We start from the raw sequence: 11799 nt of genomic DNA on the forward strand, positions 1-11799 counted from the left end.
ATTCGGGCGAGTTCCCGCTAGTCTCCCTTACCAAGGTATGGCGAGCATGACGGCAGAAATGACTATGCTTGCGATCAGCGCGACGTAATCCTTGCCTACTGCCTTGTATTGGGTGTATCTGGTCCGTGCGGCACCTGGTGTGTAGCATCTGGCTTCCATTGCCAAAATCAAATCTTCTGCTCTGGAGAGTGCCACATTAAACAGCGGGATGATGATGGGAAACATATCTTTTGTTCGCTGGATGATCCGCCACCATTCTCCTGTACCAAAATCTGCACCACGGGATGCTTGTGCTTTCATCATTTTTTCCATTTCCATCGCGAAGGTAGGTACAAAGCGCACAGCAATCGTAATGATCAATGCAAACGCGTGAACGGGAAACTTTACTTTTTCCAAAGGCCCCAGTAGTCGCTCCATGCCGTGCGTGAGTTCCGTCGTTGAAGTGCTGAGCGTAAGGACACTTGATAAGAAGATCACTTCTACAAAGCGCATAGCAGACACAATGACGAGGCGCACACTCTCACTCGTGATCGTAATGAAGCCGTATTTCAAATAAACGGTTCCGCCATTGACAACCTCCCCGTAAAAAAGCAACTGCATGATCGCCAAAATAATGATAAAGGGGATAGCCGGCTTGATCCCGGATATGCCGTAATGCAGGGGGATTTTCGAGATTTGAAACATCCAGATACAAATGGCTAGAGCAAACAGATTACCCACGTATGTATCGCAGATGGCAATGGCTAGGATGAGAATGACGAAGGCACCGAGCTTGAAACGAGGATCGAGACGATGAACGACCGAAGCAGTGGGTAAATATTGACCGATGGTAATATTGCGCGTCAATTCAAATTCTGCTGACATGTGGACCCCCTCCTTAGCGGTTCAACAGTTTCAAAATTTCCATCGCTGTCTCTTCGGGTAAAAAAGCGCTAGGATCGATGCTGTAGCCCTGTTCACGGAGTCTGTATAAAATATCAACCGATTCCGGTGTGCCGATATGATGCTGCCGCAGCAATTCCTGATTGCCAAAAATTTGTCGCGGTGTCCCTTCGCAGACTGATTTGCCGTTTGCCATGACGTAGACACGATCGGCAAGCTTGGCGACCTCTTCCATATTGTGTGAGACGAAAATAACTGTTAGCTTTTCTTCCCGATTGAGACGGCGGATGCGTTCCAATAGCTCAAGACGAGAGCGTGGGTCCAGCCCTGCTGTTGGCTCGTCGAGCACGAGAACCTTGGGCTGCAAGGAAAGGACGCCAGCCAATGCCACCTTGCGTTTCTGTCCGCCACTCAAGGCAAAAGTGGGACGGTCTTTCATCTCCTGAAACGAGAGGCCGACCAAGTCCATCGCCCACTGAACGCGTCGCCGCACTTCCTCTAAAGGCAGCCCCATCCGAAAAGGGCCGTAGGCTACATCATCACCGACCAGTTTTTCGAACAGTTGATCCTCCGGGTTTTGAAAAACGAGCCCCACTTGTCTGCGTAACGTACGAATATCGATCTTGGGTGAAGATACGTCCATTCCATTGATGATGACCGTACCGGATTGCGGGCGAATCAGTCCGTTAAAATGCTGGATTAACGTCGATTTCCCCGATCCGGTATGACCGATAATCGCCAAGCATTCGCCCTCTGCCACCTGTATGCTTACCTGGTCGAGAGCCCGCTGTTCGAGGGGTGTTCCCTGCATGTAGACATGAGATAGATTTTCTACGTTTACGATTGGTTGCGTCATGAACCACTCGCCTCCGCTTGCCTGACGTATAGACGATTAACCTCCGCGACAACTTCCTCATTGTGGATGAGATCAGGTGAAAATTCGCTATTTTCGGAGTGAACGAGATGAGCAATTCGGCTCGCGTCCGGAACATCCAGATGAAGCTCACGTAGTCTTTCCTGATGGGAAAACACTTCACGCGGAGTACCCTCCAACACGATCTTGCCGCCCTCCATCACGATGACGCGGTCTGCTTCTGCTACCTCTGACATGTGATGAGTCACGGTGACGATCGTCATTCCTTCGCGATGCAGCTTGCGAACGACTGCCAGTATATCCTGTCTACCGTAGCTGTCCAGCATACTCGTCGCTTCATCCATGACGAGGCATTGTGGCTTCATCGCCAATATCCCCGCAATGGCGATCCGTTGCTTTTGTCCGCCAGACAAATGATGAGGCGGTCGATGACGAAAGGCACTCATCCCTACTGCCTCTAGGGCAAAATCCACGCGTGTTTTCATCTCTTCCGCAGATGTCCCGATGTTCTCCAATCCGAAGGCCACATCGTCCTCTACAATCGTCGCGACAATCTGATTGTCCGGATGCTGAAAAACCATCCCGACACGGCTCCTCACTTCATGAATTCGCTGTTTTTCACGCGTGTTGATTCCGTTAACAATCACATCGCCATCGTTTGGAGTCAAAATTCCATTGAGATGCTTAGACAACGTTGACTTACCGGACCCATTATGACCGATGATGGCAACATACTCTCCTGGAAACACTTCTAGGGAGACATTTTGCAGAACAGGAATTTGTTGATCTTGGTTAACCTGATAGGCAAACGAGACATTTTCTACACGAATAATCGGTTGTGGTGTCATGCTCTCCCCTCGCCTCTTCGTAAAAAGTCGTATGTGCTGTGTCCTCCATAAATAAGCAACTACCATGCCAAATGAATATGTTTGAAATTTTCTGTAAATTAAACAAGTAACTGAGTAACTCTGTTGCAAACATGCATCGCTGATGTTGCACTTGCATCAATTTCTACTATCTTTCGTAGCGCTTCATTTTTCTCCACAGGGTGGACCGATCCATTCCCAAAATTTTCGCCGCCTCTCCCTTGTTTCCCTTCGTTTCCGCCAAAACCTTTCGGATGACTTCTGCTTCTCTCTCTTCTTGATCACGGTAAGATTGTCGCTGATACAGCTTCTTGGCAAAAAAAGCCGTGTCCTCCTTGCCAAGCACGTCATTCTTACAGAGCAAGACCATTCTTTCTACCACGTTGCGCAGTTCTCGTACATTGCCTGGCCAGTCATATTGTTTGAGAACGTGGAAAACGGCCTCCTCTACTTTCAGATGCCTTTTATTTTCCCGTTCCTTGATTTCTCCCATGATCGATGCCACCAATAGCGGAATATCTTCAATTCGTTCTCGCAAAGCAGGCAGCTCAAGCGTCAACACATTCAATCGGAAGTACAGGTCTGAGCGAAACTGCTTTTCCTCTACCAGTCGTTCCAAATCCCGATTCGTTGCCGCGATGATTCTCACATCGACAGGGACGATACGCTCCCCGCTGATTCTGCGCACTTTTTTCTCCTGCAAGATACGCAAGAGCAACGCCTGGATCGGGATCGACATCTCTCCGATTTCATCGAGAAACAGAGTCCCTCCGTGCGCCAATTCAAACAGCCCAGGCTTTCCGCCTTTGCGCGCGCCAGTAAATGCTCCTTCCTCGTATCCAAACAATTCGCTCTCCAATAAGTTGCCGGGGAGAGCCGCACAGTTAACCGGAATGAACGGCCCGGTTGCACGCTGGCTGCTCAAATGAATCCCTTGGGCAAACAGCTCCTTGCCAGTCCCGGACTCCCCCTGTATGAGAACCGTTGCATCTGTCCGTGCGAAAGTTTCCGCCCATTCCTTCGCTTCGCGGATTGCAGAAGAATCTCCAACGATATCCTCCAGGCGGAATTTGGCTTCCAAGCCGCTCTCCATGCTCTGCTTGCGAATGCGCATCTCCATTTTTTGAATGTCGGTGATCTCTTTAAAAGTGGACACAGCACCTACGATTTCACCCTCTACGACAATCGGCAAACGGTTGATGATAATTTGCCGATTCAGGATCGTCGCGATGTCCCCAATCTCTTTTTTCCCTGTTGCCAAAATTCTCAACATATCTGAATTGGGGATATAACGGGTAATTTTTTGTCCAACGATATTGCCTGGCAGGCCGAGTATTTCCATCGCATTTTTATTGACCCCGATAATAATGGAATCCCGATCGACCGCAATGATCCCGTCATGAGAAGCATCCAGAATCGCCTGCATGTGGATGTCATGGATCATTTGCCCGGCTCTCCTTCCTCGGCATGCTCAAGCATGACTGCTACTTCCGGTGCTCGTCTTCTTGCCCGACGCTTTTTTCGTTTCTTTTTCCGTAAAATGAAAATGGACAGGAGCATCAGCCCGAGGATGGCGAGCTCGATTGGTTGTGCTAGCTTTGCAGAAGTCCAGCCACTCATGCCCAGCAAGTGAAAGATGACGGCTATGTAGAGGAAGATCGACGCTAGATTTTGAGCTTTCACCTGTTTCACCTCTGTTTTTTCTGGTTAGAGAAAGAATGCGGCAATCACGTTATCGTTGATCCCACTCTTGGAGTAATAATGAACGGGCTTCCCTTGTTCTTTTGCATACGCAATTTCTTTGCTTGTGCTGCTTCCAATATAACCCTCTACATCGATGACAAAAATCTCGTCGGACAAATCGATTTTTCGAAAGTGAATGTCTGTGAGTAGATCTGCTTGCTTCTGTGATATCACAAAACCCTCACTCTGCTCGAAAAAGGCTACGCTCATCACGATGTTTCCTTGGAGAGTCAGATACGTATTCGCCTGCTCAAATTCCTTTTTGAATTTGGTAGACCCGCATAGGGTGATGATTTTCATTTTAATTCCCTCTTCATCTAGCTTGTATTTTTCGTAATAATCTGACTAGACTACTACGAAAAACTCCCATGGAGTCGTGAACAATGCTCCACAGGAGAGTTGGTTCTTGTTGTCTTGCGATTAGATCGGGAGTAGCTCCACCGTTTCTTTGCTCTCCAAGTCTTTCACCATGTCGAGCCATGCTTGTGGCTTTTGTGGAAGCACGGCGTAATAACGCTTCAAGAAGGTGACGATCAGATCCGCTTCGAGGGTCGTTTGCTCTTCGTTTGTCGGCATGAAGCCCAGATCGAGTCCGGATACCGCTTCGCCGTCATTTTGCCAGGACGGATGCACATACGCAAAGTTCGTACGCTTGTATCCCAGATGAGAGAGCACTTCCCGACGTACAAATGGGTCCATCGGCTTGATTCCGCCAAAGTTGTGTTCTTCCACACGGTACGGGTCGTAAATTTCTGCAAACATTCCGTACAGCTCCTTGCCGTTTTCAGCAGCCAAAGCGAGTAGGTCCTTTTGACGCTCTCTGGCGAGGAATCGTCCCACTCCGAGTCCTTCTCGGCCGATAATCGTGAAGTCTGTCATGGCTACGTTCATGTCCGTGTAATAACGGTATTCGGTAGCCCCCACAACTTCTCCTTCGTGTACAGCTACAAATACGCGAATGCCCGGATCTTCCAGCGGTTCTTTCCACAGATCGTACTCCAATACTTCCTCAGGTGGGAAAACCTCTTGCATCAAACGGTGCATTTTCGCAAACAGCGGATTGTCGATATGTTGAATACGTACGAATTCCATCAGTCAAATCCCCTCTCGATCGATTATGTCGGATAAACCCTAGAGATGCTGCTGAAATGGATTTTTCCATTCCATGAGTGTCGCGTAGTTGCGAGATTCCTCATCTTCCAAATAATTCGCCACGACCTGAACAGGTGTACGACCGCAGCGCATGAGAAATGTAATCACCGGGTCTCTTACTTCTCCTATCAGAACAGACTCCAAATACTGCTCAGGTGTCCATTGGTCTGCATAACGTCCATATCCTGGCATGCGACCTCCGCCGAGCAATCTGCGCAGTCCTTTTTGTACCACCAGCTCATACATCGCTTGCATCATCTGTTGTCCCAATCCTAGCTTGCGGAAGCTCGGACGAATACAAATGTCTACGATGTACAGCGTGTCCCCCTCAGGATCATGATTACGGATATAACCGCTATCCGTGACATCTTCCCACTTATGTTCGGGGTGAGCTGGATCAAACTTCACGAGCAGCCCTGTCATCGAACCTGCCAAAACACCGTCCACTTCTACACAAATGGCACCTTCCGGGAACAGGGTAATATGGTTCGTCAACTGCTCCTGGTTCCACCATAGCTCAGATGGGAACGGCGGGGGAAAGCTCTCCGCCTGTATTTGGATCAATTCGAAGAAGTCTGCGCGATTATAGTTGCGAATAACGGCTTTACGTGGCTTGTTCCCTTCAAATACATACAGCTCTTTTCTGTACATATTCATCCTCCTGCTGTCCAGATCACGATGGATGGCTTACTTCCAGTCTGTATACAAATCGATGCGGCGATCGCGCCACGTTGTGACAGAGCCTTTTTCCCGTACGTCGTATAGTAATTGGATATCCAGGTCAGCGGTTACCATCATGTCGTGGTTGATCTCCCCTTCAGCAAGAATTCCTCGCGGAGGGAACGGAACATCGTTTGGCGTCAAGATCGCCGCTTGTCCAAAGTTCGCCCGCATGAAATCAACTGTCGGCAGCGAGCCTACCGTACCAGTCAGTACGACATACACTTGGTTTTCAATTGTCCGGGCATGACTGGTATAACGTACGCGGTGGAATGCGTGACGATCATCCGTGCAGGATGGGCAGAAAATGACGTCTGCACCCCGTGCTTTGGCGATGCGCACCCACTCAGGGAACTCGATGTCGTAGCAAATAATCATCGCGACCTTCCCTTTGTCGGTCTCAAAGATTTGCAACGAGTCTCCAGCCCCCATGTTCCAGCCTTTAACTTCCCATGGGGTGATATGGATTTTTTTCTGCTGCCCTACACGTCCATCCGGATAAAACAGAAAAGCCGTATTGTAAAGCTTGCCGTTTTCCTCGATGATGTGCGTTCCACCAATCAGGTACATCTCATATTTGCCAGCGAGGGAACGAAACAGCTCGACATATCGGTCCGTGAATGACGGCAATGCCGTTATCGGCAAAGCATTGCCCTGCTCGTCTCCGATCGACATGAGTTGAGTCGTAAACAGCTCCGGGAAAAGGAGGAATTCTGTGTCGTACTCTTGTGCGTTTTTCACGTAGTGCTCAACTTGATTGGCGAAGTCTTCAAAGCTATGTATGGTATGCAGATGGTACTGCACAGCGGAAACACGCATTTTCATGCCATTCTTCCTTCCTCAAACGTGATAAGAACCTCTCAGACTAAAATATATCAAAAACAGTCTGTAAAGTCTCGTCATTAAGCTGTATGAAAAAAGTCGCCTATCCGCTTAGACGGGCGACTCTCTCTCTTATTGATTGATACTCATCCGCAATACGGTTTTGTAGAGCAGCTCTGTTCCCAGTGCCACATCTTCATAGGCTGCGTATTCTTGCGGATTATGACTGATACCGTCCTTGCAGCGGACAAAAATCATCCCGTAATCACAAACGTAGGAGAGTGCCAATGCGTCGTGGAAAGGACCACTCATCAGCTCGCGCACAGAGGCACCGAGCTTGTTGCTCTCCTCATGCATAATTGCCTTTATCCAGTCGGCACAGTAACGCGGGTCACTATTCGTATCTTCCGTAATGGTATATTTCAATCCACCTTCTAGGGCGGCTAGCTCAATCGCCTCGCGCAACGCTTGTTCTCGCTCATCGCGACGCTTCAAATCGATATCCCGCAAATCAATCGAAAAACGCACCCGCTCGGGAATGATGTTGCGCGAATCCGGGAAAACCTCCAAGTGACCGACTGTACCGACTGTTGGCGCTTGTGGATCGAGCCTTGCCAGCTCGTTTACTGCCAAAATTACTTTTGCCGCTCCGACTAGTGCATCCTTTCTCATCGGCATCGGTACAGAACCAGCGTGCCCGGCAAAGCCAGCCAGCTCGACCGTCCACCACAAAGGCCCCGATATCGCCGACACGATTCCAATCGCTTCTTTTGCATCGTCGAGAATCGGCCCCTGTTCAATATGCAGCTCCAGATAAGCACCGATGCTACCTTTTGGATAAATAGACGCTTCCAGGCAATCAGGGTCGCACCCAAAATCAATCAGTGCCTGCCTGCGTGTGATCCCGTTTTTATCCGTCCTCTCCAAGTCCGTTGGGTCCAGCATCCCGAGAATGCCTTTGGAACCAAACAGTCCTTTTTGAAACCGGCATCCTTCTTCGTCACAAAACGCAACGACTTCAATCGACTGTACTGGCATAAGCCCTTGTTCATGCATCGTCTGAACGACTTCTAGTCCACCCAATACCCCGATCACACCATCATACTGACCGCCGTACGGCTGCGAATCAATATGCGAGCCAATCATCAAGATCGGAGCTTGCTCATCCTTCCCCGTCATACGACCAATCAAATTACCGAAGTCATCGATCCGGGTCTGAAGACCAGCTTCTTCCATCCAGCTACGCACCAGCTCTACGCCTGCCCGGTCTTCAGTGGACAAAGCGAGTCGACATACACCCGTTTCGCCTATTTTCCCGATTTGCGCCAATTGCTCGATTCTTTTTTGCAGTCGTTCTTCATTGATCGCAAGCTTTCTCGCTTTTACGTTCATGCTTGTAGAACCTCCTCATCTTGGCGTTGATAGACGAACTCCCCATCTATCATCGTTTTGTCTACGCGCAGCTCTTTGATGCGATCTGCGCGCGTTGCCAAAATATCGCCGTCCAGCACAACGAGATCAGCCAGCTTCCCGACCTCAATACTCCCTTTGATCCCCTCCTCAAAACTGGCGTACGCTCCGTTCCAAGTAAACATGCGAATCGCCTCCATGATGCTGACCCTTTGATTCCTCCCCACATCCTGGCCTGTTTTACTCAACCGATTAACAGCAGCATGAATCCCGATCAGTGGGTTGAAATCAGTCACGGGACTATCCGATGCTCCTGCCGTAATGATTCCCGCGTCGAACTGATCTCTCGCCGGAAACATATGCCCGACACGCTCTCCGATGTTGTTCACATACGAATCGCCGTAATCGTAGATAAAAGCAGGATTCGGGATGGGTACGACACCTAGCCGAGCCATTCTCGCCAGCAGATCTGGCGCAGATACACCCGCATGTTCAATTCGATGTCGATGATTCGTGCGCGGATGTGCTTCTAATGCCGTTTCAAAGCATGTGAGCAGCATGTCAATCGCTCGATCCCCCTGGGCATGAGCGGTAATTTGAAAACCTCTTGCATGTGCCTCTCCCAAAATGGTATTCAACTCGTCCTGTTCATAGTAGAGAATTCCGTAATCATCGGGTCGGCTGGTGAACGCCTCACGCATGGCCATCGTGGGCGCAATGCTTGCCCCATCGGTAAAAACCTTCGCGGGTCCGATTCGGAAACGAGCATTCCCCGTACCCGTTACCATCCCGGCATCGATCATCTTTCGGACAAAATCGTCGGATTGATTCAGCGCACAAACCATTGCGTAGATGCGAACTTTCACGTCACCTTTCTGTACCGCTTTTTGCATCGCCCGATAGTTCTCTGGCCCGTATCCTCCCGCATCGTGGACACTCGTAATGCCCGCAGCAACAAAGTCTTTCGAAGCCAATCGCAGGCCTTGGATGTACTCTGCTTCTGTAAAAGCAGCTTTTTCAAACATGTTCATATGTGCCGTTTCGATGAGAAATCCCGTTAGCTCACCATCTTCATTACGATCAATACGTCCACCTTGGGGATCGGCTGTGTTTCGGTCATAGCCCGCAATGGCAAGCGCTCTGCTGTTTACGACAGAATGATGAGCACACGTCCTCATGACAAAAACAGGATGCGCTGTCGTCACTTCATCCAGCTCGGCAAGTGTCGGATAGCGTTGCTCGACCATGAGATTTTCATCGAACCCGCATGCCCTCACCCATTCCCCTGCTGGTGTTTTTTCCGCTTGTTCTTTCAGCGCAGTGAGCAGTTCATCAATTGACGTGATCCTTCTCGCTTTGCAATCGACTCCCAGCTTGTTCGTACCGTAAATCGTAATATGCAGATGGGCATCGATGAAGCCGGGCAATAGACTCTTCCCTTGCAAATCAATGACGTTTGTATGTGAATGAATCAACGGTTTCACATCTTCACCAGACCCGACAGCAAGGATGCGATTCCCCCTGACTGCTACTGCCTCTGCCACCCGATTCTCTTGATCTACCGTGACCACCTGTCCATTGAGAAAAATAGTATCTGCCATGTAACTGCCTCCTTTAAGAAATTAGGATTAAAGAGTTGGTGTCCCTTCTGTGTTAGCCGTATGACGGTTCAGTGCAAAAAGATTCCTCGTCACAAACGTCACAGTAAACATCACGACGAGATTGACTAGCAATGCCACGACACCAATGTTCAAGTCTTTGACAGCGCCTGGCCAATTCGGGAACATGGTCGCAATCGTCACTTGGAAAATAGTCACATACGCAACGGTTGACACCCCACATAAAATCCCGGCAAATGCACCGTATTTATTCACCCACGGCTTTGCAGGGAGGCTGAAAAGCAATGCCGGAAATAACTGTGTGACCAAGCTGTAGCCCATTAACAACAGCGTTACGAGCGTATCTCCCCCACTCAGTGCAAAATACAGCGAGATCAACGAGATGACAGGCACCAACCATTTGGCAATCCGGGCGATTTGTACGTCAGATGTGTGCGGAGCCATAACTTTGTACACATTTTTCGCCAAGAGCGTCGCCCCTGTCATTAAAAGCATCGAGCCTGGTACGAGCGCCGTGAGCAAGCCTGCTGCTCCAATGATGCCAACCACCCACGGATCGAATGTTTGCAACGACAGACGAAGCAAGGACAAATCACCGTCCGCCCCTTTTAAACCGGGCACTTGCAGGATCGCCGTAAAGCCGACAAAGAAAACAAACAAAAGCATCAAGGTATAGAGCGGCAGCATGATCGTATTTTTGCGGAACACATTTGCATTTTTCGCGGAAAATACAGAGCCGAACGTATGCGGCCACATGTAAAATCCGAACACCGTGACAAGCACCGTTGAAATGTACCAGGAAATGCTTAATCCTTCCTCTGGGAACGTCAAGAAACCCGGATTGGAGGCTTGTACCGCTTCAAACATTGGCTGGATGCCCCCATAGTAATGAAACGGAAGATAAAGCCCGAGGAAAACGACGACAAAGAAAATCATGATGTCCTTGATCGCAGCCGTCCAAGCCGAACCGTGAATCCCTGAGATCATGACGTAAATGGTCACAACAATGACTCCGATCCATATCGCAGCAGCAGGCGAAATCGAGCCATAGGATGCTTCCGATACGATGATCCCCAGGCCTTTGAATTGGAGGACGAGATACGGAATAATCGCAATGACTCCGACCGCTGCAACCAAAATTCCGAGTATCGGACTCTTGTATTTGCTTACAAAAAAATCGGATTGGGAGACGAGCCTGTGCTCTTTGGCATACCGCCAAATTGGCGGCAAGAGCCAGTAGGAAATGACATAGGCGAGGGAAATGTAAGAGAGAACGTAATAAGAAGGTGCCCCTTTGGAGTACGCCCAACCACTGCCTCCCAAAAAGGTGAATGTTGTATAAATCTCGCCTGCTACCAGCAAGAAAATAAAGATCGAACCGAATCCTCTGCCACCAACTGTCCATTGTTCCATATTCATGTCTTTCCCTTGTTGCGCACGAATACCGGAATAGAAGGACAGCAATAAAAAGGCAAAAATAATGATCAAGGCGATATTCATTGGCCGTCCTCCTTCGTAGCAGGGTCGATTTTGTTGAGGAATGCCATGATGACGGAAGTTAAGACAACCCAGAGAACGATCCAAAATAGGACAAACGGCATGCCTACTACGTAAGGTTCAACCCGATTCACAAACGGAATTCCTCCCAGCATCCCAATGAACGGCAGTACCCCTAGCCAATCTCTCGCTTTCATACGACTCCCCCCAGTTT

Annotated in this window: 13 protein-coding genes; all 13 read right to left on the reverse strand. The window is 49.3% G+C overall.

What is annotated here, in order from left to right:
- Positions 1–27: 27 nt before the first annotated feature.
- The 13 genes from ASG16_RS24550 to ASG16_RS24610 all read right to left on the reverse strand — a co-directional run bounded on the left by ASG16_RS24550 (position 28) and on the right by ASG16_RS24610 (position 11782).
- Positions 28–864, reverse strand: a complete 837-nt coding sequence (locus ASG16_RS24550; protein WP_048032728.1) for an energy-coupling factor transporter transmembrane component T family protein — start codon at positions 862–864, stop codon at positions 28–30.
- Between the two features lie 13 nt (positions 865–877).
- On the reverse strand, positions 878–1738 hold the full coding sequence (locus tag ASG16_RS24555) for an energy-coupling factor transporter ATPase (RefSeq protein WP_056493020.1): 861 nt from the start codon (positions 1736–1738) through the stop codon (positions 878–880).
- Positions 1735–2604 (reverse strand): energy-coupling factor transporter ATPase, encoded by an 870-nt coding sequence (locus tag ASG16_RS24560; protein ID WP_056493017.1) that lies wholly within the window; start codon positions 2602–2604, stop codon positions 1735–1737. Before ASG16_RS24560 ends, ASG16_RS24555 begins: the two co-directional genes overlap by 4 nt.
- Before the next feature lie 166 nt (positions 2605–2770).
- Positions 2771–4066, reverse strand: coding sequence for a sigma-54 interaction domain-containing protein (locus ASG16_RS24565; protein ID WP_056493014.1), 1296 nt, complete (start codon positions 4064–4066; stop codon positions 2771–2773).
- Positions 4063–4305: a hypothetical protein gene (locus ASG16_RS24570; protein WP_056493011.1), complete on the reverse strand. Its 243-nt coding sequence runs from the start codon at positions 4303–4305 to the stop codon at positions 4063–4065. Before ASG16_RS24570 ends, ASG16_RS24565 begins: the two co-directional genes overlap by 4 nt.
- 24 nt (positions 4306–4329) lie before the next feature.
- Entirely contained in the window at positions 4330–4665 is a 336-nt protein-coding gene (locus ASG16_RS24575; RefSeq protein ID WP_056493009.1) for a DUF4406 domain-containing protein, read from the reverse strand.
- A gap of 120 nt (positions 4666–4785) precedes the next feature.
- Positions 4786–5457 (reverse strand): GNAT family N-acetyltransferase, encoded by a 672-nt coding sequence (locus ASG16_RS24580; protein ID WP_048032722.1) that lies wholly within the window; start codon positions 5455–5457, stop codon positions 4786–4788.
- A gap of 39 nt (positions 5458–5496) precedes the next feature.
- A complete protein-coding gene (locus ASG16_RS24585) occupies positions 5497–6168 on the reverse strand; it encodes a GNAT family N-acetyltransferase (protein WP_056493005.1) in 672 nt (223 codons plus the stop codon).
- A 36-nt stretch (positions 6169–6204) separates the two neighbouring features.
- The gene (locus ASG16_RS24590) at positions 6205–7062 is read right to left on the reverse strand and encodes a carbon-nitrogen hydrolase family protein (protein ID WP_056493002.1); all 858 of its coding nucleotides are present in this window, start codon (positions 7060–7062) and stop codon (positions 6205–6207) included.
- A gap of 129 nt (positions 7063–7191) precedes the next feature.
- A complete protein-coding gene (locus ASG16_RS24595; RefSeq protein ID WP_056493000.1) occupies positions 7192–8451 on the reverse strand; it encodes a M20 family metallo-hydrolase in 1260 nt (419 codons plus the stop codon).
- Positions 8448–10070, reverse strand: coding sequence for an amidohydrolase (locus tag ASG16_RS24600; protein WP_056492997.1), 1623 nt, complete (start codon positions 10068–10070; stop codon positions 8448–8450). The genes ASG16_RS24595 and ASG16_RS24600 overlap by 4 nt, the downstream gene beginning before the upstream one ends.
- Before the next feature lie 27 nt (positions 10071–10097).
- Positions 10098–11588: a sodium:solute symporter family protein gene (locus tag ASG16_RS24605; protein WP_056492994.1), complete on the reverse strand. Its 1491-nt coding sequence runs from the start codon at positions 11586–11588 to the stop codon at positions 10098–10100.
- Entirely contained in the window at positions 11585–11782 is a 198-nt protein-coding gene (locus ASG16_RS24610; RefSeq protein ID WP_048035794.1) for a DUF3311 domain-containing protein, read from the reverse strand. The genes ASG16_RS24605 and ASG16_RS24610 overlap by 4 nt, the downstream gene beginning before the upstream one ends.
- Positions 11783–11799 lie beyond the last annotated feature (17 nt).

This window comes from Brevibacillus sp. Leaf182, from assembly GCF_001423865.2.
Lineage (GTDB): Bacteria > Bacillota > Bacilli > Brevibacillales > Brevibacillaceae > Brevibacillus > Brevibacillus brevis_C.